This window comes from Rheinheimera soli (assembly GCF_031457405.1).
Classification (GTDB): domain Bacteria; phylum Pseudomonadota; class Gammaproteobacteria; order Enterobacterales; family Alteromonadaceae; genus Pararheinheimera; species Pararheinheimera soli_A.
In genome coordinates this window covers 88,568-112,815 of sequence record NZ_JAVDWR010000006.1, presented here as the reverse complement: position 1 = coordinate 112,815, position 24,248 = coordinate 88,568, and the positions used below count along the sequence as shown (strand labels likewise).

Below are 24,248 nucleotides of genomic sequence, written 5' to 3'. Positions count from 1 at the left end.
GTACAGGAAGTACGGTACGTCGGAAATGCAGGAGCATATTTTCGACGCATGTACAGGAAGTACGGTACGTCGGAAATGCAGAGTGATATCGGTCTTTCGAAATGCCAACAGTTTGGCATTTCGCCGATATCACGCCATTGCCTCTGGCGATGGCCGGGGCATATTTCCGAAGTATGGCTTCACAAGCTATCAGCTCTTTGGACTAAAAAACCACGGCGCCCGCTGTTTTTGCTCCGGGTACAATTGGTTCATCGATTCTGCATCATACAAACGGCCGTTCACCATGCTGTATTTCACTTTGTCGCTGTCCATAATGTTTTTCAGCGGGTCGGCATCCAGGATTATTAAGTCAGCCAGTTTTCCTGCTTTTATTGAACCGAGCTGATGATCCATACCAAAGGTTTTCGCTGGGTTAATGGTCGCAGTTTTTAAGGCTTCAAGCGGGCTCATTCCCCCTTGAGCAAACATCCAGATTTCCCAGTGTGCGCCTAAGCTTTCGCGCTGACCATGAGCACCAATGTTAGTGACTACTCCCAAATCAGACAACTCTTTGGCCATTTGAGCGATAGCAACATGGTTGTAATGATGGTCCGGCGCTTTAGGGCGACGCATACTGCGTGGGCGCAGCTCATCAGCCGGTACATACTGGCTTAAACGAGGGTGTTTCCAGACGTCGGTTTTATCGTACCAGTAGTTTTCACCAAAGATACCGCCGTAGGCTACCACTAAGGTTGGGGTATAGGCTGTGTTGCTTTGTTGCCACAATTGCTTGACGTCATCATAAAGCACAGCGGCAGCCAAAGAGTGCTCCAGCGTGGTATGACCGTCGACCACCATGCTCAGGTTATGCTGCATTAAAGAGCCACCTTCAGGTACAACCATCATTTCCAGTTCACGAGCTGCTTCAATCACCTGCTGACGCTGATCGCGGCGTGGCTGGTTGTAGCTCTTGACTGAAAAAGCACCGACTTTTTTCAGCCGTTCCAGATGGAATTTGGCATCGTCCAGGCTGTCAATATGTGAGGTATAACCTGCACCATAAGCACCATACAAAATAGTACCAGTGGAAAATATCCGTGGTCCCACTGTGATACCGGCTTTTTGCATCTCACTGGCAGTAAATATTTCCTGAGTATCATTGGATGGGTCATGGATAGAAGTAACACCTAAAGCCAGGCTGGCGTAGTTCTTGTAGTTTTGTTGTGGGATCAACTGATTCACGCCCTGAGCGCCGTGCGCATGGGCATCAAATAAGCCTGGCAATAAAGTTTTGCCGCTGATGTCGATCACTTCAGCACCGGCCGGCACTGTCACATCATCTCTGGTGCCAACAGCTTTGATTTTATTGCCTTCGACCAGCACCACTGCATCCTGCAGTACTGTATCGCCTTCCATGGTAATGACCTGACCGCCGACAAAAGCGATTTGACCTTTGGGTTTATCCATAGGCAGGCTAAAGCCAATATTGCTGCCGCTTTTAGCGTCCAGTTTTACTTTGCTGTTGACGTCAAATAAACCAGCAATGCTGTGGTGGTACAACTCTGGCCCTAAGTGCCAGTACAAGCTGCTGCTGTCAGAGGTCCAGCTGATATCAGTGCCTGCCTTAACCGATAGCTGCTTCACCGGGAACTGCTTATCTGAGCCGCTTATGTCAATGACTGCGCCACGTTCAGTAAATGGAGTAACGTACACTTTAAAACGGTCAACAAAAGCTAAGTACTTGCCATCAGGCGAGAGTTTAAATTCTGTGCCGTATTTGGCTGTGTATAAAGTGCGCTGCTGCTCTGTGGCTAGATCTATGCTTAATAGTGTTGGTGATTCGCCATAATCCTGCGCAAACACTCTTTTATTGTCTTTGCCAAACATAGGGGCAAAACCATTGCGGCTGATCAATTTGGGTTGTTCTGCTCCACTGACATGGACCAGATAAAGGCCAGTATTCAGTGACCATTTTTTGTCCAGCAAAGAGCCTGCACCAGACTTGCGATAGACCACAGTCTGACCGTCCGGGCTGAACACAGGTTCGACGTATTTACCTGGTTCTGGAGTTAAATCCCGGCTTTGGCCTGAAGCTAAATCCAGCAATTTAACCCGACCTTGTTCTGTGTCATGCCAACTGACATACACCAGCTTACTGCCATCGCGGGAGAATTGAGGGTAAAACTCAAAATGGTTAGTCTGGCTGGTCAGCCGTTTGGCTAAACCTGATTTTAAGTCTTTGATATACAAATGACCCAAGGCCGAATACACAGCTTTTTTACCATCTGGCGATATATGCAGGTTACCCAGCACTTTCACATCCAACTGATCTTTGTCTAAATCCTGTTTGAACTTCACCGCAGTTTGTATGGTTTTGCTGCGCTCGACAGAAAACGGAATAACGGTTTTTCTTTTGCTGGCAATGTCCAGACTGTTGATTTTACCGCCAGCCCAGTACACCAGCTTTTTATTATCCGGTGTCCAGCTTAAGGTTGGGTAAACCCCATGAATAGCCCAGGTTTCCTGCATATCACGGTCAAGCTGGTTATCCAGTTGCCTATGTTCGCCACTTTCTAAATCGTATAAAAACAAGCTGGTCTGGAAATCGACACGGCGGATATAGGCCAGATATTTACCATCAGGGGACGGAGTAGGGCGGATAGCGCCACCAGCACCTTGCAACAGCACATCAATTTTGCCGGTTTCACGCTCAAAACGCTTAATAACATAAATGCCTTGTTCTGAGTCTTTGCTGTAATGGAAGGTTTTGCCGGGTGTATCATCCTGAGAAAAATAAATGTATTGACCGTCTGGTGAAAAGGCAGGTTCACCCAGATCTTTTTGATCATTGGCTTTGGCTGTTAACATCACACCAGCGCCACCTGATTTATGGTATTGCCATACTTCACCAGCACCTAAAGAACGGCTGGCGGTAAAGTGTTTACGGGCGACGATAAATTCGCCGTCCGGGCTCCAGGCCGGGCTATTCAATAAACGGAATGTTTCTTCGGTTACGGCTTTTTGCGCTGAACCATCGGCTTTCATCACCCAAATATTATCGCCACCGCCCTGATCGCTGGTAAATGCAATGTACTTGCCATCCGGGCTGAATACCGGCTGCATTTGCCAGCCTATATCTGAAGTTAAAGCTTTGGCTTTACCACCGCCAATAGGCATCGTATAAATATCGCCTAATAAATCAAAAGCAATGGTTTTACCGTCAGGACTGACACTGACATTCATCCAGGTGCCTTGTTGCACATCAATCTTGATGTCGGTAAATTTGCCCTGGGGTTTATCCACATTCCAGAGCGATTTTTTATCATCGGCTATGACCAGAGTGGAGCATAAAGCCAGGGCAATAAGACTGTAGTTATAGTTTTTCATCAATAGACCTCGTGTTGGTTGCCCGTACGCTGCCATAAAGCGAAAGCCGGGTAAAGTCTCTGCAACAAAACTGCGGTTAAAAGCCGGACTTTTCCGACTGATGACCTTAGTTTGGAGTAAAACTTTGGCCTGCATCAAAAAGTGGTTACACTGGAGTAAGTTAGAATAAAAAGCCGGAGCTGAAGTGGAATCTCCTTGTGTCGCCTGCTGCAGGCTGAACGAAGAAAAAATTTGTGTCGGTTGTTACCGCCATATGGATGAAATTGTCGACTGGCGCAAAAAAACGCCAGAAGAGTACCAACAAATTGCCAGCAACATTCAGCAGCGTAAAGCGCTGGCCCGTAGCTTGGGTGAAACAGTGCCCATGACAGAAGCTGAATGGAAAGCTGCCCGTGCGCGTAACGCAGCAAAATCAATAGCCGGGGGCGCATTATGATGCTGGATCCAGCCTGGTTTGATATCAGCCCTTTATCCTGGCAAGCCATAGGCGTTACCTTGCTGGCCGGCAGTATTGTTGGTTTGGAACGTCAGTTACGAGGTAAACCTGCCGGGATCCGGACTTCTATTCTGATTACGATGGGGACCTACTTGTTTGTGGCTTTGTCTTTGCCTTTAGGCCATTCAGTGCTTGAGTCCAGCCCTTTGGTTGGGCAAGTGGTGACAGACCCCAGCCGTATTATCGGCCAGGTAGTGACAGGTATAGGGTTTCTCGGTGCGGGTGTGATGCTGACTCGTGAAGGTATAGTAGTGGGCGTCACCTCGGCTGCCACCATTTGGGTGCTTGCAGCCATAGGGGTGGCTACAGGTTTAGGCCATTATCAGGTCGCGATTTGGTTGTCTGTTGTGGTCGTTGGGGTTTTAACCGGGGTAGATACGCTGGAGAACGCCAGCAGCGCATTGCGTCGTGGTGTACACAGAACGACAAAAGACTGGATCTCCCGAAAAACCGCAAAGGATTTGGACGAAAGTCAGGATTCAGAGCCTGATGAAGGTAGTAAATAATTAATACAGGACGGTTATGTTAGAAGCAGTATGGATAGGGTTTGCCTTTAGTTTAGGTTTGTTAGTGCGCTTAATTGGTTTGCCGCCACTGATTGGTTATCTGGCTGCTGGCTTTATGATCACAGCCACAGCCACAGATTTGGATCTGCCCAAAGAAGGCAATGCCATTATCGCCCATGTTGCCCACTTAGGTGTGTTGTTGCTGCTGTTTACTGTAGGTTTAAAACTTAATATCCGCAGTTTGGGCAAACCCGAAGTATTAGGCGGCAGTCTGGCGCATTTTGCCAGTTCAGTGCTGCTATACACCCCCATTATTTATCTGACCTTTGAACCCGACTGGTATTACGCCTTGATGCTGGCCGCCGCCCTGGCATTCTCAAGCACAGTACTGGCCGCTAAAGTACTGGAAGGTAAAAGGGAAATTAGGGCTTTTCACGGCCGGGTTGCCATAGGCATTCTGGTGATGCAGGACTTAATTGCGATGGGGCTTTTGAGTTTTACTCAGGGAATTACGCCATCGCCTTTTGCCTTGTTAGTGCTGCTGGTGCCTCTGCTCAGGCCCATGCTGTATAAGCTGATGGATTTAACAGGTCATGATGACTTACAAATTTTGTTTGGTGTGCTGCTGGCAGTGGTTATAGGCGGCTCAGGTTTTCATGCCATAGGTTTAAGCTCGGAGTTAGGCGCTCTGGTGTTTGGTGCTTTGCTGGCTGGCCATAACAGAGCAGGGGAGCTGTCTAAAACTTTATGGGGTTTAAAAGAGTTTTTCCTGGTGGGGTTTTTCCTGAAAATTGGCTTAGGCGGTTTACCGGATCAGCAAGCCTGGTTATTTGCCGCTTTGATGACAGTGTTATTGCCTTTTAAAGCTGTACTGTTTTTTGCCTTATTGGTGTTGTTCAGATTAAGAGCACGTAGTGCATTTTTATCGGGTTTAGCCCTGAGTAACTACAGCGAGTTTGCCTTGATTGTCGCCGCCAGTGTTATGCCACAGTTTTTGATCCCACTGGCCTTAACTGTGGCTTTATCTTTTGTGGTTTCAGCCCCTTTAAACCGTTTTGCACACCCTTTGTATGAACGTCTGGCGCACCGGCTTATTCCGTACGAGCGGGATATTCACCATCCGGATGAGCAACCTGTGTCTTTGGGCGAAGCTGAAGTCTTGATTATGGGCATGGGCCGCACAGGATCCGCTGCCTATGAATATCTTGAGCACAAATGCCATTTGGTGGCGCTGGATTCGGATCCGTCCAAAGTGGCTGAACATCAGGAAAAAGGCAATAACGTACTTTTCGCCGATGCAGAAGATCAGGTATTCTGGCAAGGTTTAAAACTGGGTGGCATTAAAGCTGTGGTACTTTGCTTAAATGATGTAGAAGCCAAAGTGATAGCGACGAAGAAACTTCGGCAAGCAGGTTTTGCGGGTTTGATTGTGTCACATAGCATGCACAACGACGAAGCTGCAGCCATTATGGACGCTGGCGCTGATCATACCTATCTGACGATGTCAGAAGCTGGTGTGGGTTTAGGTGAAAGGGTGCGACAGCATATTCATCTGTAGTTCTGTTATCAGAAAGGGCCGTTTTCCGGCCCTTTTTATTCAAATTAACTATTAAAACACAATAGTTTAAGAGCTGAGCTTTAAACCTATAATACCTAACAGTATCAAACCAATACTGATTAAACGCCCTGCAGTAGCAGGGTCGCCTAGCAGGTAAATACCGACGATGACAGTGCCAACAGCCCCAATACCAGTCCAGATTGCATAAGCTGTACCTACAGGTAAATCCCGCATCGCAAGCCCAAGCAGGGTGATGCTTAACAGCATAGCGCCAAGAGTCCAGACAGAGGGCCAGAACTTTGTAAAACCTTCAGTGTATTTCAAACCCACGGCCCAGCCGACTTCCAATAAGCCAGCCACAACAAGCAACAACCAGTTCATAAGGTATTCCAGTTTTTGAAGTTGGGGTCGTCCCCGGATATTGATGCGCTATTGGGTCGTCCCAACAGGCTTTTTGACTATAGCTTTGTAACTTAAAGCGCCGCAATTTTAACCATGCGGGCGCTTTAAGGCAAGCTTTGGGCTGAGATTTAGTCGAGTGTCCCTGCTGCTATTTGTAAATCTTCGGTGCTTTGCAGCGCCACAGGCAAACAGATTTTTAATGCCTGCACCACCATGTCTACAGGCATTGAAGCCACGGCTTTGCCTATGGCCTGTGCTGGTGCATAAGGAATATGTAAAAAACCGGCCCGCACTTTGGGGTTGTTTTTCAACTGGTGCATCAGGGCATAAAATACTGTATTGCAGACATAAGTACCGGCTGTGTAAGACACTGAGGCCGGTATGCCTTGTTGTTTCAGACTGTTGACCATAGCTTTGACAGGCAGAGTAGTGAAATAAGCAGTAGGGCCATCACTGACCACAGGCTTATCCAGCGGTTGCTGGCCTGCATTATCAGCAATACGGGCGTCGATAAAATTAATAGCGACTTTCTCAAAACAAAGTTCAGTGCGCCCACCTGCCTGACCCAGAGCCAACACCAGTACAGGTTTTAATTCCTCTATCGCCGTTTTAAGTTCCTGTTGGCTTTTTTCAAATACACAAGAGAGTTGCCGGCTGACAATCTGCACTTCATAGTCCAGTTTATACCCATCCAGTTGCTGCACGGCTTGCCAGGACGGATTGCTTTGTTCGCAGCCAAAAGGCTCAAAGCCGGTCAGTAAAATAATCTGCATTTGTGCTCCGTTAGAACATAAGGACATACATCAGGATAATATTGACCCCAAGCAACAGCACTGCTGTGGGAGCCTGAGCTTTAATCACGGCATTTTTATCCGGAAGCTCCAAAAGTGCGGCTGGCACTATGTTAAAGTTGGCTGCCATAGGGGTGAGTAAAGTGCCGCAGTAGCCACAAAACATACCTATAGCCGCCATAATAGCCGGGTTACCGCCGTGTTGGATCACTAAAAGCGGAATACCTATACCTGCTGTGATCACCGGGAAAGCGGCAAAAGCGTTGCCCATAATAATAGTAAATAAGGCCATGCCAATGGCATAACAAGCCACTGCCAGCAAAGGATGGTTTAAATTTAAATACAAGCTGGTCAGTTGTGACACGGTTTCACCGACACCAGCCTGATTAAACAACAAGCCCAAAGTCGCTAGCAGCTGAGGTAATAAGAAGGCCCAGCCTATGGCTTCAATTAAACGTGATGATTCTTTTAATGCTTGCTGTGGTTTTTCCCTTGTCAGATACAAAGCAGCCAGTATGGCTAAAAATGCAGCTAAACCTAAAGCTGATAAAGTGGCATTATTTTGGTTAAGTAAAGACCAGCCATCGCCCTGAATATGCACCAGAACCAATACAGAAAATACCGTCAGCAGTGGGATCATCAAAGCAGGAATAAATAACCTGTTACCAAGACGTTTCACCGAATCCAGCCGTTGTTGTAGTTCCAGCGTCGGATAGGCGCCACCTTTTACACCACCAAAACCAGCCACTAAAGCCATCAATACCACTAAAGCACCAACCAGAGCGGGCGGCATAAAGTCACCCAACAGGAAAATCAGGCCATAACTCAACCAGAACAACGCGCTACTGTATCTTTTATCTTTAGCACTAAAAAAGGCCACAGCAAAAAACAGTACAGAAGCGACATAATAAAGCAAGGTCATACTAATCATGGCGCTGCTCCTGCGGCTCTTGCTTCAGCTCATCTTTAAGCTGGCGTGCCAGATAAGCGTCAAATCGCAGTACACGGGTCCCATGAATTAAAAAAGCAGCGATAGCGGTTGGAATACCCCAGAGCGCTATATGCAACGGGTCGGTTTCAATACCGGATTCACGTAAAAAGGTGTGCATTAAAATAATGGCGCCAAAAGCGACAAAAATATCCTCACCAAAAAACAGCCCTATATTGTCAGTTGCAGCTGACATAGCGCGAATTTTGAATTTGATTTTATCCGGCAAGGTTAAATGTTTTTGTTCAAAGGCGGCTTCAGCCATAGGGGCGAGTAAAGGCCGCACCATTTGTGGATGGCCGCCTAAACTGGTCAGGCCCGCAGCTGCTGTACTCTCCCTTAATGCCAGATAAACCAGCAACAAACGCCCTGTAGTTGCCGCTTTGATGTTCTGGATCCAGCTCTGGGCCTTTTCGCGCAGACCATGACGCTCTAAGAGACCAATGACTGCTAAAGGCAATAACAAAATAAGAGGCAGGTTGCGGGTTTTAATAAAGGCAGTACCCAAAGACTCCAGCCAGATCAAGATGGGCATCTTTACTGCCATACCAGTGGCAAAAGCCGCTACTGTGACCACCAGCACTGGGTTAAATTTTAATAAAAAGCCAAGCATCACTACGGCTATACCAAGCAAAGGCCAAAGGCTGAAATCGGGCATAAAAAATCCTGTTGTTTTTGTTATCTCTGTCTATTGCTACACATAATTTGATAGGAAGGCGAGAGCAAAACGTTAAAAATCAGACGAAAAGCGATGCTTCGTATCTGCTGTTTTTATGCTTTCTGGCAGTGCCTGCAACGAAAAAAATAAAGCGAAATTAGGGCTCTAAGCCGCGCCATATCTGATGTTGTATCAAAAGCTCGACTCGGCGAAAAACCCTCGCTATAATGCCGCGTCCTATATAACAGGTCTGGATTGTGCAGTTGAAGGCAGAACCCGGACAAGCGAAGAGATGGCGTAGTCAGACGCCCGATTTGATTTTGAGGTAACAAGATGCAAGTTTCTGTTGAAACCACACAGGGTTTAGAACGCCGTTTGACCATTACTGTACCAGCTGCTGCAATCAGCACTGAAGTTGACAAAGAATTAAAAAAGATTGCAAAGAATCGCCGTGTTGACGGTTTCCGTCCAGGTAAAGCGCCTGTTGCAATGATCAAAAAAATGTTTGGTCTGTCTGTATTACAAGACGTGGCTTCACGTCAGATGCAAAACCATTTTTATCAGGCCATCATCGCAAACAAGTTAACTCCTGCTGGCGCTCCTACTTTTGCTCCTGGCCAACTGGCTGAAGGCAAAGACCTGGAATTCGCTGCAACCTTCGAAGTCTACCCGGAAGTTCAACTGAACGCCCTGGACAAAATCGAAGTGACTAAGCCAGTAGTTGAAATCACTGCTGATGATTTAGAAACTATGTTAGGCACTTTGCGTAAGCAACATGCAACATGGGCTAAAACTGAGGCTGCTGCAGCTTCAACTGATCGCGTAGTCATCGATTTCGTTGGTTCTATCGATGGTGAAGAGTTTGAAGGCGGCAAAGCCTCTGACTTCACTTTAGAATTAGGCCAGAATCGTATGATCCCAGGTTTTGAAGACGGTATCATCGGCAAAAAAGCCGGTGAAGAAGTGACAATTGATGTGACTTTCCCGGCTGAATACCACGCTGAAAACTTAAAAGGCAAAGCTGCTAGTTTTGCTGTGACTGTAAAAGCAGTTGAAGCTCAACAGTTACCAGAAGTAAACGACGAGTTCGCTAAGCTGTTCGGTTTAGCTGAAGCTACTGTTGACGCGTTAAAAGTTGAAGTGAAAAAGAACATGGAACGCGAGCTGAATAACAGCATCAAAGGCCGTGTAAAAGAACAAGTGATCAAAGGTTTGTTAGCCACTCATGAAATTGAAGTGCCACAAGCTCTGATCGACAGCGAAATTGATGTATTACGTCGTCAGGCGTTACAGCGTTTTGGCAACAACCTGGATCCAAAACAATTACCAGAATTACCTGCTGCTCTGTTCACTGAACAAGCCAAAGACCGTGTGAAAGTAGGTCTGTTATTAGGTGAAGTGATCAAAACAAACAGCCTGCAAGTTGAAGATGCCCGTGTTCAGTCTCTGATTGAAACTGTGGCTTCTGCGTACGAAGATCCACAAGAAGTGATCCAGTACTACAACAGCAACAAAGAATTGTTACAAGGCATGCGCAATGTGGCTTTAGAAGAGCAGGCCATTGACCTGGTTCTGACCAAAGCCAAAGTAACAGAAGAAAAAGCCAGGTTTGATGAGATCATGAATCCACAAGCAGCAAACTAAGATTTGACATCTGTTTGTCAGGCAGTTTTAATGGCTCGAGCATCATAGTTCGGGCCATTTTCATTTTTAGCCGTCGTACTTGAAGCTGCAGCATTGTTGATCGCGCGCTCACCCCAATCACATAGGACTACTATGCTCAAGGGGATTCCCGCACTTGTCGCCGCGCTGCAACATCAATTACTTAGGCTATGTAAGGTCCCCCACTTTTCAATTAAGGAAGTCGCATTATGGCATTTGAGCCAAGAATGAATGAGTTAGTGAATGCCTTAGTTCCTATCGTTATTGAGCAAACTGCTAAGGGTGAGCGTTCTTTTGATATTTACTCACGCCTGTTAAAAGAACGGGTGATATTTTTGACGGGCCAGGTCGAAGACCATATGGCCAATCTGATCGTCGCTCAGCTGTTATTTTTAGAATCTGAAAATCCGGAAAAAGATATTTATATCTATATCAACTCACCTGGTGGTTCTGTCACTGCTGGTATGTCGATTTACGACACCATGAAGTACATCAAACCAAACATTGCAACAGTGTGCGTAGGTCAGGCCTGCAGCATGGGGGCATTTTTGTTATCTGGTGGTACCAAAGGCAAACGTTACTGCTTACCCAATGCCCGTGTGATGATCCATCAGCCTTTAGGCGGTTTCCAGGGCCAGGCCACAGATTTTGAGATCCATGCCCGTGAAATTCTGTATATCAAAGAGAAATTAAACCGTTTGATGGCAGAGCATTGTGGCAAAACTTATGAACAGGTTTGTAAAGATACAGAGCGCGATAACTTCTTAAGTGCACAGCAAGCCTTGGAATATGGCCTAATCGATGCCATATTAACTCAAAGGGATGCGAAGTAAGTTTAATTCAGGGGTGGAGAAGGGCGCTAAGCTGGCCATCCCTATGTAGTGGAAGAGGAAGTTACATGTCTGATCATCGCTCTGATGGCGAGAAAAGCAGCAAGTTGTTGTATTGCTCTTTTTGCGGCAAATCACAACATGAAGTGCGCAAACTGATTGCAGGCCCACAGGTGTATATCTGTGATGAATGTGTTGATTTGTGCAACGATATTATTCGCGAAGAAATTAAAGATATTTCGCCAAAACGCGACAGCAATAAATTGCCGGTGCCAAAAGAGATCCGTGCTCACCTGGATGACTACGTCATAGGTCAGGACCACGCGAAAAAAGTTCTGGCAGTGGCTGTCTACAACCACTACAAACGTTTACGCAGCATGCAGCATAAACAGGACGTTGAGCTGAGCAAAAGTAACATTCTGTTGATTGGCCCTACAGGTAGCGGTAAAACTTTGTTAGCCGAAACCTTAGCTCGTTTGCTGGATGTGCCCTTTACTATGGCCGACGCCACTACATTAACTGAAGCGGGTTATGTGGGGGAAGACGTTGAAAATATCATCCAGAAATTACTGCAGAAATGCGATTACGATGTAGAAAAAGCTCAGCGAGGCATTGTCTATATCGATGAAATCGACAAAATTTCACGCAAGTCTGACAACCCATCTATTACCCGTGACGTATCGGGTGAAGGTGTACAGCAGGCTCTGTTAAAGCTGATTGAAGGCACTGTGGCTTCGGTTCCGCCTCAGGGTGGACGTAAGCATCCACAACAGGAGTTCTTGCAGGTCGATACCTCGAAAATTCTGTTTATCTGTGGTGGCGCTTTTGCGGGTCTGGACAAAGTGATTGAACAGCGTTGTGCCAAAGGTTCAGGCATAGGTTTTGGTGCTGAAGTGCGCGCCACCTCACAAAGCCGTACTCTGACCGAAAGCTTTAAAGATGTGGAACCTGAAGATTTAGTTAAATACGGTTTAATCCCAGAGTTTATTGGTCGTCTGCCTGTGGTGGCGACTTTAACTGAACTGGATTTAGCTGCATTAATGCAAATCTTAAGTGAGCCGAAAAACGCTCTGGTCAAACAGTTTGGTGCATTATTCCAGATGGAAGATGTAGAACTGGAGTTCCGGGAAGATGCGCTCAAAGCCATAGCGCAAAAAGCCATGGAACGTAAAACCGGTGCCCGTGGTTTGCGCTCTATTGTCGAAAACGTCTTGCTCGATACCATGTACGATTTACCGTCCATGGAACATGTCAGCAAAGTGGTCATTGACGAGACAGTGATCCGCGGAGAGTCTCAGCCCATATTGATCTATGAGACTGTGGAAGCTGCTGCTTCGCAGTAAGCAAAAAGGTCAGATCGCATCATTCAAAAATAATGTGATCTGACCTCGTTTTAGCAGTCCAAATTTTTTGCTAACTCATTGAAGTGACATAAACAGCCCCCATATACTGTTGAATCATGTCACCTGCAGTAAATAATTCGAGAGAGATTTCATGACAGTAGCAAAGACTGAACGTTTGCATATGCCTGTATTGGCATTAAGAGACGTGGTCGTTTATCCGCATATGGTGATCCCGCTGTTCGTTGGCCGGGCTAAATCCATCAAATGCCTGGATGCCGCGATGGAAAAAGAGAAACAAATCTTTTTAGTTGCGCAAAAAGACGCCACGCTGGATGACCCTAAAGATACTGATTTGTATCAGGTGGGTACTGTCGCCACTATTTTGCAATTGCTCAAGCTTCCTGATGGCACGGTTAAAGTGCTGGTGGAAGGAGGCAAGCGTGCTCAATTGGTTGAATTCACCGATACGGAAGACACCTTCGCCGCCTATGTTGATTTAATTCCGACACCGGAAATGGACAGCCGCGAGCAGGAAGTGATTTTGCGCTCTGCCGTCAATCAGTTTGAAGGTTATATCAAACTGAATAAAAAGATCCCACCTGAAGTGCTGACAGCCTTGTCTGGCATTGAAGATGCTGCCCGTCTGGCAGATACCATGGCAGCGCATATGCCGCTCAAAGTGGACGACAAGCAAAAAGTTTTAGAAATCATTGATGTAACGGAACGTTTAGAGTTCCTGATGGCGATGATGGAAAGCGAAATCGACATTCTGCAGGTGGAACGCCGTATTCGCAGCCGTGTGAAAAAGCAGATGGAAAAAAGCCAGCGCGAGTATTACCTGAATGAGCAAATGAAAGCCATTCAGCGAGAACTGGGCGAGCTGGAAGATACACCGGATGAATTTGAAGCCTTATCGAAAAAAATCGAACTGGCTCAGATGCCGGACGAGGCACGCACTAAAGCAACGGCTGAACTGCAAAAGTTAAAAATGATGTCACCTATGTCGGCGGAAGCCACTGTGGTGCGTAGTTATATCGACTGGCTCACCAATGTGCCGTGGAAAAAACGCAGCAAGGTGAAAAAAGACCTGGCTGGCGCAGAACGTATTCTGGACTCGGACCACTATGGTCTGGATAAAGTCAAAGAACGCATTCTGGAATATCTGGCAGTGCAGCAGCGAGTCAACAAATTAAAAGGCCCGATTTTATGTTTAGTCGGACCTCCGGGTGTAGGTAAAACCTCACTGGGTCAGTCTGTTGCCAAAGCGACAGGCCGTAAATATGTGCGTATGGCCTTAGGAGGCGTGCGTGACGAAGCGGAAATTCGTGGTCACAGACGAACTTACATAGGCTCTATGCCTGGCAAAATCATCCAGAAAATGGCCAAAGTTGGGGTGCGTAACCCGTTATTCCTGCTGGATGAAATTGACAAAATGGCGTCTGATTTCCGGGGTGATCCGGCAGCTGCTTTGCTGGAGGTCTTAGATCCTGAGCAAAACACCGCCTTTTCTGATCACTACCTGGAAGTGGACTACGACTTATCTGATGTGATGTTTTTTGCCACATCCAACAGCTTAAATATTCCGGCGGCATTATTGGACCGGATGGAAGTGATACGTTTAGCTGGCTACACCGAAGATGAGAAGCTGAATATTTCCAAACAGCATTTGATCAACAAGCAGATTGAACGCAATGGCTTAAAACCTCACGAAATTGAGATTGAAGACAGCGCTATTGTGGGCATTATTCGTTACTACACCCGTGAAGCAGGGGTGCGTAACTTGGAGCGCGAAATCTCCAAGTTATGCCGCAAAGCGGTGAAAAACATTCTGCTGGATAAAAACTTACAGAAAGTGGTGATTAATCAGGACAATCTGGAAGATTTCTTAGGTGTACAACGCCATGACTACGGTAAAGCGGAAGACAGTAATCGCATTGGTCAGGTCACTGGGTTAGCCTGGACTTCTGTAGGTGGTGATTTACTGACGATTGAAGCTGCTGCAGTGGTAGGTAAAGGCAAACTGACGTACACAGGCTCTTTGGGCGATGTGATGAAAGAGTCGATTCAGGCTGCTATGACTGTGGTTCGTAGCCGTGCTGAGAAGCTGCGTATTAACGAAGATTTTTATGAGAAACGTGATATTCACGTGCACGTACCTGAAGGTGCAACTCCTAAAGATGGTCCAAGCGCAGGTATAGCTATGGTGACGGCTCTGGTGTCCAGCTTAACAGGGAATCCGGTACGGGCAGATGTCGCCATGACAGGTGAAATCACCTTACGGGGTGAAGTCCTGCCTATAGGTGGCTTAAAAGAGAAGCTGTTAGCTGCACACCGTGGTGGTATAAAGCGGGTTTTAATCCCTCATGACAACGTGCGGGACTTAAAAGATATCCCGGATAACGTCAAAGGTGACATTGAAATTCGTGCGGTAAAATGGATTGACGAAGTGTTGGAATTAGCTCTGCAAGAGCCGCCAACAGGCATGTCGGTGCTTGAAGTGGAAAAAATTCCAGCAAAAAGCAAAAAAATCCAAAAAAATCCGGCTTAGGGGCTTTTCAATTGCTCTGGCTGTGTTAAGTTATGGGCAGTTTCGACGCAGCCCTTGTGCAGCAAGGGTTGTGGCCTAACAGAAAATTTTGTAGTGCGTCGTTTTGTGCTTGCAAGGCTACATCAGGCTTGATATAACAAACGCGCTACTACGACAAACCAAATTTACTGTAGTTGTTGAAAATAATAACAATTGAAGGGGATGATATTGTGAACAAGTCTCAACTTATCGACAAAATCGCTGCTGGTGCAGATATTTCTAAAGCGGCAGCTGGTCGTTCTCTGGACGCGTTCATCGACGCTGTTACTGAGGCTCTTAAGGAAGGCGATTCAGTAGCCTTAGTTGGTTTTGGTACATTTGCAGTTCGCGAGCGCGCTGCACGTTCAGGCCGCAACCCACAAACGGGTGAAACTATCCAAATCGCTTCTGCGAAAATTCCTTCGTTCAAGCCAGGTAAAGCGCTGAAAGACAGCGTAAACTAAGCTGAACGTCTGGCTGATCCAGCCGGGCTTATGAAGCTGATGGTTCTGCCAAAGTCATCATTGATACTGGCGGAGAAAAGCAAAACGCATTCAGCCTGACGCTGCCACAGCTTTTATGAAAAAGGCGTATCTGTTAAGATGCGCTTTTTTTTTAAGACAACCAAAAGTTGCCAAAAGAGACGTAGATATAATGTTAGAGAAGATCAGAGAAGGTTCGCAGGGTATGATCGCCAAGGTCATTCTTGGCTTTGTGATCGTGACTTTTGCTTTAGCCGGGGTTGGCAGTTATCTTGGCAGCAGCAACGAAATGCCTGTTGCTACAGTCAACGGTGATGAAATTACCAAAAGTCAGTTTGATACAGCCTACCAGAACGAAAGAGCCAGAATGCAGCAGCAGTTTGGTGAAATGTTTGGCATGTTGTCTGCTGACAGCAACTATATGAGCAATTTCCGTAATTCAGTGCTGGAAAAACTGATTGATGAACAGTTACAACGTCAATTAGTCACAGAACTGGATTTAATAGTCAGTGACGATGTGTTACGTGACACCATTCGTAGCATGACAGAGTTTCAGGTAGACGGCGTATTCAACAATGACCGTTACATTGCGCTGCTGCGTCAGAATGGCTATCAGCCAAATCAGTTTCGTGATTATTTACGAGCGCAAATGTCAGCTAACCAGCTAGTGGTTGGTTTAGCAGGTTCAGAATTTGCGACCGTATCAGAAATGCAATTGTTGTCTAAGTTACAAATGCAAAGCCGTGATATTCAGTACGCTGTATTAAAAGCTGCCGATTTTGCCGCTGCAGTTGAAATTAATGATCAATTGTTGCAGGACTATTATCAAACCAACGCCAATCAGTTTGTATCACCTGAAACAGTGTCTGTGGACTATGTGCAGTTAACAGCTGCTGATATAGCTGCAACAGTGGAAGTGACAGATGCTGATTTACAAGCTTATTACGAAGCCAACCAGGCTCGTTATCAGACAGAAGAGCGCCGTCGTGTTTCACATATACTGCTCGAGTCGGCTGACGACAATGCTGACATCGAAGCCAAAGCACAAGCTTTAGCTCTGCAATTGCAGCAAGGTGCTGATTTTGCTGAACTGGCGAAAAAAGAATCTGCTGATACCTTCTCAGCTGAAAAAGGCGGTGACTTAGATTTTATTGAAAAAGGCGTGATGGATGCTGAATTTGAAAAGGCAGCCTATGCTCTGGCCAAAGCCGGTGATATCAGCTCTGTGGTAAAAACAGAGTTTGGTTACCACATTATTCAGTTGACTGAAGTTCAGTCTGGTTCGGTGAAAGCCTTTGATGAAGTCAAAGATCAAATTATGGCCACAGTCAAAGACGATAAAGCCGCGGAAAAATTTATTGATCTGCAGCAGCAGTTAGGCGAAAAGAGCTTTGAAATCGCAGATAGTTTGCAGGAAGCTGCACAAGCTGTAGGAACTAAAGTAGTTTCAGTACCAGCCTTTAGCCGTTCCACTGCTCCTGCTGCATTAACTGCACCTAAAGTACTGGCCACCTTGTTTTCAGAAGACTTTATCAGTGCTGGTGTGAACAGTGATGTGATTGAAGTTGCACCACAACATGTGGTGGTAGTTCGGGTGAATACACATCAACCAGAAACCACTAAGAAACTGGACGAAGTGAAAGAGCAGGTTCAGGCCGCTGTGGTGGCGACTAAAAGTTCTGAGTTAGCCCAGGCAAAAGCTGAAGCTTTACTGGCTGAAATCCAGGCAGGAAAATCTTTGTCTGACGTAGCTGCAGCAGCAGAATTAACGCTGGAAACTAAAGCTGCTGTCACACGTTTTGGTGGTGATATAGATTCAGACATCCGTACCAAAGCTTTTGAGCTGGCTAAACCTACTGAAGCCCAACCTGCAACTGTGGCCATGTTAAATCTGGCGAGCGGTGATGCAGCTTTAGTGGCTGTGACTAAAGTGACTGACAACGAAGTGACAGAGAAACCTGCGGTTGAACAGCTACAACAGTTTGCAGATCAAAAAGCACAAGGTAGTTTTGGTGCTTTGCTGGCGGCATTAAAAGCCAAGGCTGAAATTACCCGTTCTTTACCTGAAGCCGCAGCTGACGAATAAGTTTAGTAGTCACCAGCGTTCAAATAAAAAAACCAACCTGCGGGTTGGTTTTTTTATGGGAGTTAAGCTTCAGTCAGCTTTGTGCGCTGTTAATCAGTTTTCTGCTGTAATCATGTTGAGGTTGCTCAAAAACCTGATGGGTTGGACCGTAATCCAGCGCTTTACCCTGATGCAAAACCAACATGCTGTCGCTGATATGCCGGACCAGACGCAGATGGTTGGTGATCAGCAGATAAGATAAACCAGTAGTTTGTTGCAGCTCCAGCAGCAGATTGACAATCTGAGCCCGTAATGACGGGTCTAACGCTGTTAACGCTTCATCCAGTATCAACAGCTTCGGATCCATAATAAGGGCTCTGGCAAGCGCTACACGCTGTAATTGCCCCCCTGAGAACATATGAGGGTAGTAGGCGGCGTGCTCTTCCATTAAACCAAGTTGGTGCAAGGTTTGGTGGATTTTTTGCTGTCGTTGTTGTTCGTCCAGTGTTGTGCTGTAGCGCAGCACATCATCCAGCATCTGCCCTACTTTATGGTGGGGATTCAGCGAGCGGGCAGGGTCCTGAAAAATATAGCGGATCACATGGTTATACTTTTTATGGTCGGTGATAGTAACGGCCTGACCTTCCAGCAGTATTTCACCTCTGTCCGGGCTTTCTATACCTACCAGCAATTTAGCCAGAGTACTTTTACCTGAGCCTGTTTCTCCGACTATAGCCAGCGTCTGGCCAGGATATAGACTAAAGCTGATATCGGACAAGGCCTGAATAGTTTTGCGGCCAAAAATCCCCTGAGCCTTCTGATAACTTTTATATAGCTGCCGGATCTCGAGTAAGGGAGCTGTCATGATTTTTTACCCTGCAATGGAAAATGGCAACTGAAGTAGTGATTTTGCATACGCTCCGGCACCGGGGTTTTGACACATTCCTTGCGGGCATTGGGGCAACGTGGCCCTAAACGACAGCCTATAGGTAAATGTTGTAAGGTCGGAATGCTGCCATGCAAGGCGTACAAAGGTTGTTTGCTGGCCAGTTGCGGCTGGAATTCAGGCACACTTTTGATCAGCGCATCGGTATAAGGGTGAAACGGAGACTTTAAAATAGCCGCAGTGTCACCTGCTTCAACCAACTGGCCACAATAGAGCACACTTATGGTCTGAGTATTGCGGGCTACAGTTTCAAGCTCGTGGCTAATGAGTAAAATCGACATGCCTTTGAGCTGGTTAAAGCTGGCTAATAAGCGAAACAACTGTGCCTGAGTGGTACTTTCCAGCGCTGTCGTGGGTTCATCGGCAATCAGCAGCTTCGGCTTTTTGGCAATGGCCATAGCGATCATGATTTTCTGACAGACCCCTTCAGGTAACTGGTAAGGGTAAGAGTTTAAAATAGCCTGGTGATCTCTGATCCCCACTTTGTGCAGCAGGGCTATGGCCTTTTTTCGCCGTTCAAAAGGCCGGCCCCACCAACTGCCAGTCAGCTCAGAATCCGGTATGGCTTCAAGTAACTGATCCAGAATAGGGGCCGTTGGATCCATGCTGCGGCTTGGCTCCTGATAAATCATGGCTATATCGCGGCCAATAATTTTGCGCTGTTCTTCATAAGATAAACGCAATAAATCCTGACCAGCCCAGCTGAATCTGTCTGCTGTGATATGCCATCTTTTATTCAGTACACCCACTATGGCTTTGGCAATTAAGCTTTTGCCTGAGCCGGATTCGCCCACTAAACCACGAATTTCGCCTTCACGTATGGTCAGGTTCACTTTGTCGACGGCACGAATTAAGCCTTCCGGGGTCTCCAGCTCTATCGTCATGTTTTTAATATCAAGCAAAATCATCAGTTTTCCCGCCGCTTTGTCATCGCAGTGCGTAAGCCATCGCCGACCAGATTCACCGACAATACTGCAGCAAAAACTAAAAGGCCAGGCAAGGCGATAGCCCAGGGGGCCAGATAAATTAAATCCAGCGCATCAGCGATCATCACACCCCATTCAGAGGTAGGGGCCTGAGCGCCTAATCCTAAAAAGCCCAGGGCTGCGACGTCAAGGATGGCGGTCGACAACGCCATAGTGGCCATCACGGTGATATGTTCCCAAATGTTGGGCAAGACAGCATAACGTAATACCTGCCAGTTGGAGGCGCCGTCCAGTCGGTAGGCCGCGACATAATCTTGTTTTAAGGTGTCTTGTATCGCATTACGAATGCCATGCACAAATTGTGGCAGCAGCGCCAGCATAATAGCCCAGGTGGTGTTCCAAAGGCCTGGGCCTAACACTGCCACTATGATAATAGCCAGCAGCAGGGAGGGGATAGTCAGGGCCAAATCCAGTACATGGTTAAAAATACTGGATTTCAGCCCTTTGCTCATGCCTGCCATAGCGCCTAAAGCCAGACCCATCAGCAAAGAACCCATCACTGTGACCAAAGCGATGCCAAAGGTATAAGTGGCCCCTTTCATCAGCCGTGACATTAAATCGCGGCCTAAATCATCAGTGCCAAAAGGGTAATGAACTAAACCTTGATCACTCCATGATGGTGGTAACAGCAATAAGTCTGAATTTTGTAAATAGGGGTCATGGGGGGAAAGCAGTGGCGCAAAAATCGTCAAAAGTAAAAAGAATACAAACATGACCAGGCCAAAAACTGCAACATGCTGGCGTTGAAACTGCTGCCAGAGTTGAGTTAAAGGTCCGCGGTTATGTTCCTCAAAATACAGCCGGAATTTTTTCATCTTAAGCTTTCCTGGCCAGAGGATTAAACAAGGTATGCAGTATTTCAGTCAGCATATTCACCACTATCACTAAACAGGACACCACTAATAACCCCCCCTGAATAGCGGGGTAATTACGCTGATAAATACTGTCCAGTAGCCACTGGCCTATACCTGGCCAGGAAAAAATGACTTCGGTAATCATCGCCAGCGTGATCAAAGTGCTGAACTGCAAACCAATCTGACGGATCACAGGTAACAGTGCGTTTCGCAAGCCATGGTGGTACAGCACCTGAGCCCGGCTTAAGCCTTTAGCCCGGGCTGTTTTAATATAACTTTGCTCCAGCACCGTCAGCATTGAATCCCGGGTAAAGCGGATCATCACAGTGGTCGGATAAGTGGCCAGTACTATGGCGGGTAACAACAAGTGCCGCAGAGCATCCTGGGTGGCTTCTGCTTTATAGGGGATATCTGAGAGCCAGATATCCGGCAGCATAAAACCTGTTGTTGTAGGTATATCAAACAATACATTAATGCGTCCTGCTGTAGGTAACAGGCCAAGGGTCAGCGAAAACATCATGATGAGCAACAGTGCCCACCAGAAAATAGGAATGGAATAAGCGACCAGCGTAATGCCGGAGATCAGCTTGCCGAAAATACTGTCGGCTTTGACTGCGGCAAATAAACCCAAAGGAATTCCCAATACAAAAGATAAAATCAGCGCATAACTTGCCAGCTCCAATGTGGCTGGAAACACGGCAATGATTTCTGCTAAAACAGGCTGTTGGCTGGAAAAAGACAGGCCCCATTCACCAGCCAGAATACGGTTGACATAAGCCAGGTACTGCATAAGTACAGACTGATCCAAAGCGTAGTATTGAATAAGCGCTTGCTGCTGCTCAGGATCAATGGTGGTCAGGCCTGAGACGTTATTCAGTACTTCGCCAGGGAATAAATAACTTAAACTGAAGGCCAGCACCGTCAGGGCAACAAAAACAAAGCCTATTAAAAAAGTACGGCGTAAAAAGTAGTGCAGCATCATAAGGACTTTCTCGCTGCTGCCATGGAAATACCACCATAAGGGTTAATGGTAACCCCGGTAATTTTGACACTTTTGGCCTGAAAACGCTTGGAGTGCGCAATACTGACCAGCGGCATTTGCTCATCAAGATAAAGCTGAGCTGTTAAATAAAAACTGCGTCTTTGCTTAATATCTGCTGTCAGCAGGGCCTGGTTAATCAGATTGTCAAAATTCGGGTCGCACCAGTTGGCTCTGTTACTGCCAGATTGTGCGGCGCTGCAACTCAATAGCGGCCGGAAAAAGTTATCAGGGTCTGCATTATCAGCTGCCCAGCCTATCAGCACTGAATCATGCTCAAACTCGGAAAGTTTGCGCCTGAAACTGTTCCATTCAAAAGAAACAATAGAGGCTTTGACGCCAATTTTTGCCAGGTCGGCTTGCATCAGTTCCGCCATCTTGAGCGCATTCGGGTTATACAAACGTTGCACCGGCATAGCCCAGATGTCCATACTAAATCCTTTTGGGTAACCGGCTTGTGCCAGCAACTCTTTGGCTTTGATCGGATCGTACTCTTGTTCAGGTAAGTCATGGTAAAAAGCCCATGAAGTAGGGGGAAGCAAAGTCTTCGCTTTGTCGGCATAGCCAAAATACACTGCGTCTAGAATGGCGTCTTTATTAATGGCATAAGCTAAAGCTTTGCGCACCAGTACATTATCAAAAGGTGGTTTTTGGGTATTAAAAGCCCAGAAACCAACGTTCATGCTGATCTGGCTTTGCACTTCAACATCAGGCCGCTCAGCGATGAGTTTCAGCTCGGCATTGCGTGGGTAGGCCACTACATCACATTCATGAGTCAGTAATTTTGCCATACGTTTGGCGTTGTCCGGCACTAAGTCAAATACCAGCTGAGTCAGTTCTACTTTGCCGCGCCAGTATTCAGGATGGCGGTAATAACGGATAAACTGATTTTTTTTGTATTCTTTAAAAAAAAACGGACCTGTGCCTATGGGTCTTTGATCCAATGATTCCGGCTGGTTTTGTTGCAACAACTGTTCAGCATATTCAGCAGATAAAATAGCGGCAAAGTCAGTGGCAAGATTGGATAAAAATGAGCTGTCAGGGCGGCTGAGTTCAAAGCGTACTGTGCTGCTGTTTTCCGCTACTACGGCTTTCACCAGCGAACTCCAGTCGACACTCTGAAAATAAGGATAAACAGTTCCACCAGCGGCATGGTAAGGATGATCGGTCTGGGTGATACGATTAAAGGTAAAAGTGACATCGTTGGCGTTTAAGGTTCTGCCTGGCGAAAAGAAAGCGGTGTGATGAAACTGCACATCAGGGCGCAAGGTAAACCAGTAGGTTTTACCATCGTCACTTAAACGCCATTGGGTTGCCAGGGCGGGTAACAGCTCACCGCTTGCCGGATCTATATCCAGCAGACGGTCGTAGAGTTGCTGACTGATGGCATCAATGGTGGTGCCCGAAGTGACCCGCTGTGGGTTAAAGCTCTCCGGAGAGCCTTCAGAGCAATACACCATACCTTGCTGAATAGTCTCAGGAATATCAGGCTGGCAGGCGCTGAGTATCAACACAGAGCCACAGGGGACCATCAGGCTCAGTAAGGCTTTGATCATTGTTGGCTGTCCAGCAGTTTGTACTTTTTCATATAACCACGTAACTGATGATAGGTCAGATTCAGTGCTTCAGCTGTTTTCTTCTGATTAAACTGGTTGGCAGCAAGTGCTTGTTTAATCAGATCCATTTCAAAGTTTTCAGACAAGACTTTAAAATCCTGCACCTGATTAAAATCAAAGGACGGAGCCGCTTTGACCAAAGCGGGCGGATTATCGCTGCTTTGTTCTCTGATAGCTACCACTGCGTTTTCTACTGCTGGTCTGCGGTCTAAAGTACGAACGCGGTTCCGGGGACGGAACGGAGACTCAAAAGGGTCCAACTGAATATGATGCACTGGTACATAAGGATTGTTGGTGCGATAGACACTACGCTCTACGACGTTTTTCAGCTCCCGCACATTACCTGGCCATTCATGCTCCAGCAAAATACGCTTGGCTTTTTCACTAAAACCGCTGAACAACTCAAACCCCAGCTCCCGTGCCATATTGACGGCAAAATGTTCAGCAAGAACCAGAATATCTTCCTGCCGCTCGCGCATCGGTGGCAAAGTGATGACATCAAAGGCCAGCCGGTCGAGCAAGTCAGCCCGAAACTCTCCTTGTTCGGCCATGGAAGGCAAATCTTCGTTGGTGGCGCAAATTAAACGTACGTCTACTTTGACAGAGCGACTGCCCCCCACCCGTTCAAATTCACCGTATTCGATCACCCGCAGTAATTTTTCCTGCACCATAGCTGGTGTATTGGCCAACTCATCCAGAAATAAAGTACCGCCATTGGCCCGTTCAAAGCGGCCTTCGTGGCGTTTGGCTGCACCGGTAAAAGCGCCGGCTTCATGACCAAAGAGCTCACTTTCCAGCAGGTTTTCGTTCAGCGCTGCGCAGTTTAAGGTTAAATAATTTTGATCCCAGCGCTGGGACAGGTAATGTAGACGGGCTGCAATCAGCTCTTTGCCTGTGCCCCTTTCACCAATGATCAGCACAGGTTTGTGCAAAGGTGCAATTTGGGACACCTGATCCAATACGTTTAAAAAGCTGTTGGACTGACCTATTAAATTATCTTGCTGAAAACTTCTGCTCATCAGGGCTCACGAAGTGGTGAATTTAACTAATAAGTAGTGTATTTCATAACGAAGGCTTGGCATAGCTTTTTTCGG

General features: G+C 46.8%; 20 protein-coding genes. 9 read left to right on the top strand and 11 right to left on the bottom strand.

The window, feature by feature from the left end:
- Nucleotides 1-189: 189 nt before the first annotated feature.
- The gene (locus J2W69_RS11055; RefSeq protein ID WP_310278177.1) at nt 190-3,366 is read right to left on the bottom strand and encodes an amidohydrolase family protein; all 3,177 of its coding nucleotides are present in this window, start codon (nt 3,364-3,366) and stop codon (nt 190-192) included.
- 184 nt (nt 3,367-3,550) lie between these two features.
- On the opposite strand from J2W69_RS11055, the gene J2W69_RS11050 reads away from it, so the two are divergent.
- The 3 genes from J2W69_RS11050 to J2W69_RS11040 are packed head-to-tail and all read left to right on the top strand — an operon-like array spanning nt 3,551 to nt 5,926.
- A complete protein-coding gene (locus tag J2W69_RS11050) occupies nt 3,551-3,802 on the top strand; it encodes a DUF1289 domain-containing protein (RefSeq protein WP_310278174.1) in 252 nt (83 codons plus the stop codon).
- Nucleotides 3,799-4,368 (top strand): MgtC/SapB family protein, encoded by a 570-nt coding sequence (locus J2W69_RS11045; RefSeq protein WP_310278171.1) that lies wholly within the window; start codon nt 3,799-3,801, stop codon nt 4,366-4,368. The genes J2W69_RS11050 and J2W69_RS11045 overlap by 4 nt, the downstream gene beginning before the upstream one ends.
- Before the next feature lie 16 nt (nt 4,369-4,384).
- Nucleotides 4,385-5,926 carry a cation:proton antiporter domain-containing protein gene (locus tag J2W69_RS11040; protein WP_310278168.1) on the top strand — a complete coding sequence of 514 codons (1,542 nt, stop codon included), beginning with the start codon at nt 4,385-4,387 and terminating at the stop codon, nt 5,924-5,926.
- A gap of 66 nt (nt 5,927-5,992) precedes the next feature.
- Here the strand turns inward: J2W69_RS11040 and sugE are convergent, their stop codons facing one another.
- The 4 genes from sugE to J2W69_RS11020 form a co-directional block, all read right to left on the bottom strand.
- Complete coding sequence (gene sugE, locus J2W69_RS11035) at nt 5,993-6,307, bottom strand: quaternary ammonium compound efflux SMR transporter SugE (protein WP_310278165.1); 315 nt, start codon at nt 6,305-6,307, stop codon at nt 5,993-5,995.
- A gap of 149 nt (nt 6,308-6,456) precedes the next feature.
- Nucleotides 6,457-7,101, bottom strand: coding sequence for a pyroglutamyl-peptidase I (gene pcp, locus J2W69_RS11030; RefSeq protein WP_310278162.1), 645 nt, complete (start codon nt 7,099-7,101; stop codon nt 6,457-6,459).
- 10 nt (nt 7,102-7,111) lie between these two features.
- Nucleotides 7,112-8,050 carry a DUF979 domain-containing protein gene (locus J2W69_RS11025; protein ID WP_310278160.1) on the bottom strand — a complete coding sequence of 313 codons (939 nt, stop codon included), beginning with the start codon at nt 8,048-8,050 and terminating at the stop codon, nt 7,112-7,114.
- Nucleotides 8,043-8,765, bottom strand: coding sequence for a DUF969 domain-containing protein (locus tag J2W69_RS11020; RefSeq protein WP_310278157.1), 723 nt, complete (start codon nt 8,763-8,765; stop codon nt 8,043-8,045). The genes J2W69_RS11025 and J2W69_RS11020 overlap by 8 nt, the downstream gene beginning before the upstream one ends.
- 333 nt (nt 8,766-9,098) lie before the next feature.
- On the opposite strand from J2W69_RS11020, the gene tig reads away from it, so the two are divergent.
- From tig to J2W69_RS10990, 6 genes are all read left to right on the top strand, one after another.
- Complete coding sequence (gene tig / locus J2W69_RS11015) at nt 9,099-10,409, top strand: trigger factor (protein WP_310278154.1); 1,311 nt, start codon at nt 9,099-9,101, stop codon at nt 10,407-10,409.
- Between the two features lie 227 nt (nt 10,410-10,636).
- Nucleotides 10,637-11,260 (top strand): ATP-dependent Clp endopeptidase proteolytic subunit ClpP, encoded by a 624-nt coding sequence (gene clpP / locus J2W69_RS11010; RefSeq protein ID WP_008898815.1) that lies wholly within the window; start codon nt 10,637-10,639, stop codon nt 11,258-11,260.
- A 65-nt stretch (nt 11,261-11,325) separates the two neighbouring features.
- Nucleotides 11,326-12,600: an ATP-dependent protease ATP-binding subunit ClpX gene (clpX, locus tag J2W69_RS11005; protein WP_127024302.1), complete on the top strand. Its 1,275-nt coding sequence runs from the start codon at nt 11,326-11,328 to the stop codon at nt 12,598-12,600.
- A 151-nt stretch (nt 12,601-12,751) separates the two neighbouring features.
- Nucleotides 12,752-15,148: an endopeptidase La gene (lon, locus tag J2W69_RS11000; protein ID WP_310278148.1), complete on the top strand. Its 2,397-nt coding sequence runs from the start codon at nt 12,752-12,754 to the stop codon at nt 15,146-15,148.
- Nucleotides 15,149-15,357: 209 nt separating this feature from the next.
- The gene (hupB, locus tag J2W69_RS10995; protein WP_008898812.1) at nt 15,358-15,630 is read left to right on the top strand and encodes a nucleoid-associated protein HU-beta; all 273 of its coding nucleotides are present in this window, start codon (nt 15,358-15,360) and stop codon (nt 15,628-15,630) included.
- A 190-nt stretch (nt 15,631-15,820) separates the two neighbouring features.
- Entirely contained in the window at nt 15,821-17,734 is a 1,914-nt protein-coding gene (locus tag J2W69_RS10990) for a SurA N-terminal domain-containing protein (RefSeq protein ID WP_310278145.1), read from the top strand.
- A gap of 73 nt (nt 17,735-17,807) precedes the next feature.
- On the opposite strand, the gene J2W69_RS10985 is transcribed toward J2W69_RS10990, so the two are convergent.
- From J2W69_RS10985 to pspF, 6 genes are read right to left on the bottom strand one after another with little or no spacing between them, the layout of a single operon-like run.
- Nucleotides 17,808-18,578 carry an ATP-binding cassette domain-containing protein gene (locus J2W69_RS10985; protein ID WP_310278142.1) on the bottom strand — a complete coding sequence of 257 codons (771 nt, stop codon included), beginning with the start codon at nt 18,576-18,578 and terminating at the stop codon, nt 17,808-17,810.
- Complete coding sequence (locus J2W69_RS10980) at nt 18,575-19,567, bottom strand: peptide ABC transporter ATP-binding protein (RefSeq protein WP_310278139.1); 993 nt, start codon at nt 19,565-19,567, stop codon at nt 18,575-18,577. Before J2W69_RS10980 ends, J2W69_RS10985 begins: the two co-directional genes overlap by 4 nt.
- Nucleotides 19,567-20,460 (bottom strand): ABC transporter permease subunit, encoded by an 894-nt coding sequence (locus tag J2W69_RS10975; RefSeq protein WP_310278136.1) that lies wholly within the window; start codon nt 20,458-20,460, stop codon nt 19,567-19,569. Before J2W69_RS10975 ends, J2W69_RS10980 begins: the two co-directional genes overlap by 1 nt.
- 1 nt (nt 20,461) lies before the next feature.
- A complete protein-coding gene (locus tag J2W69_RS10970) occupies nt 20,462-21,481 on the bottom strand; it encodes an ABC transporter permease (protein WP_310278133.1) in 1,020 nt (339 codons plus the stop codon).
- Complete coding sequence (gene sapA / locus J2W69_RS10965; protein ID WP_310278128.1) at nt 21,478-23,094, bottom strand: ABC transporter substrate-binding protein SapA; 1,617 nt, start codon at nt 23,092-23,094, stop codon at nt 21,478-21,480. Before sapA ends, J2W69_RS10970 begins: the two co-directional genes overlap by 4 nt.
- Entirely contained in the window at nt 23,091-24,173 is a 1,083-nt protein-coding gene (gene pspF, locus J2W69_RS10960; protein ID WP_310278125.1) for a phage shock protein operon transcriptional activator, read from the bottom strand. Before pspF ends, sapA begins: the two co-directional genes overlap by 4 nt.
- Between the last annotated feature and the right edge of the window lie 75 nt (nt 24,174-24,248).

Bases quoted from the DNA above. Each gene is read 5' to 3' on its own strand.
- pcp (WP_310278162.1), bottom strand. From the start codon at position 7,101: ATGCAGATTATTTTACTGACCGGCTTTGAGCCTTTTGGCTGCGAACAA.
- J2W69_RS11025 (WP_310278160.1), bottom strand. From the start codon at position 8,050: ATGATTAGTATGACCTTGCTTTATTATGTCGCTTCTGTACTGTTTTTT.
- tig (WP_310278154.1), top strand. From the start codon at position 9,099: ATGCAAGTTTCTGTTGAAACCACACAGGGTTTAGAACGCCGTTTGACC.
- J2W69_RS10970 (WP_310278133.1), bottom strand. From the start codon at position 21,481: ATGATGCTGCACTACTTTTTACGCCGTACTTTTTTAATAGGCTTTGTT.
- J2W69_RS11055 (WP_310278177.1), bottom strand. From the start codon at position 3,366: ATGAAAAACTATAACTACAGTCTTATTGCCCTGGCTTTATGCTCCACT.
- J2W69_RS10975 (WP_310278136.1), bottom strand. From the start codon at position 20,460: ATGAAAAAATTCCGGCTGTATTTTGAGGAACATAACCGCGGACCTTTA.
- J2W69_RS10980 (WP_310278139.1), bottom strand. From the start codon at position 19,567: ATGATTTTGCTTGATATTAAAAACATGACGATAGAGCTGGAGACCCCG.
- J2W69_RS10985 (WP_310278142.1), bottom strand. From the start codon at position 18,578: ATGACAGCTCCCTTACTCGAGATCCGGCAGCTATATAAAAGTTATCAG.
- J2W69_RS10990 (WP_310278145.1), top strand. From the start codon at position 15,821: ATGTTAGAGAAGATCAGAGAAGGTTCGCAGGGTATGATCGCCAAGGTC.
- pspF (WP_310278125.1), bottom strand. From the start codon at position 24,173: ATGAGCAGAAGTTTTCAGCAAGATAATTTAATAGGTCAGTCCAACAGC.
- J2W69_RS11020 (WP_310278157.1), bottom strand. From the start codon at position 8,765: ATGCCCGATTTCAGCCTTTGGCCTTTGCTTGGTATAGCCGTAGTGATG.
- sugE (WP_310278165.1), bottom strand. From the start codon at position 6,307: ATGAACTGGTTGTTGCTTGTTGTGGCTGGCTTATTGGAAGTCGGCTGG.
- clpP (WP_008898815.1), top strand. From the start codon at position 10,637: ATGGCATTTGAGCCAAGAATGAATGAGTTAGTGAATGCCTTAGTTCCT.
- sapA (WP_310278128.1), bottom strand. From the start codon at position 23,094: ATGATCAAAGCCTTACTGAGCCTGATGGTCCCCTGTGGCTCTGTGTTG.
- J2W69_RS11045 (WP_310278171.1), top strand. From the start codon at position 3,799: ATGATGCTGGATCCAGCCTGGTTTGATATCAGCCCTTTATCCTGGCAA.
- clpX (WP_127024302.1), top strand. From the start codon at position 11,326: ATGTCTGATCATCGCTCTGATGGCGAGAAAAGCAGCAAGTTGTTGTAT.
- lon (WP_310278148.1), top strand. From the start codon at position 12,752: ATGACAGTAGCAAAGACTGAACGTTTGCATATGCCTGTATTGGCATTA.
- J2W69_RS11040 (WP_310278168.1), top strand. From the start codon at position 4,385: ATGTTAGAAGCAGTATGGATAGGGTTTGCCTTTAGTTTAGGTTTGTTA.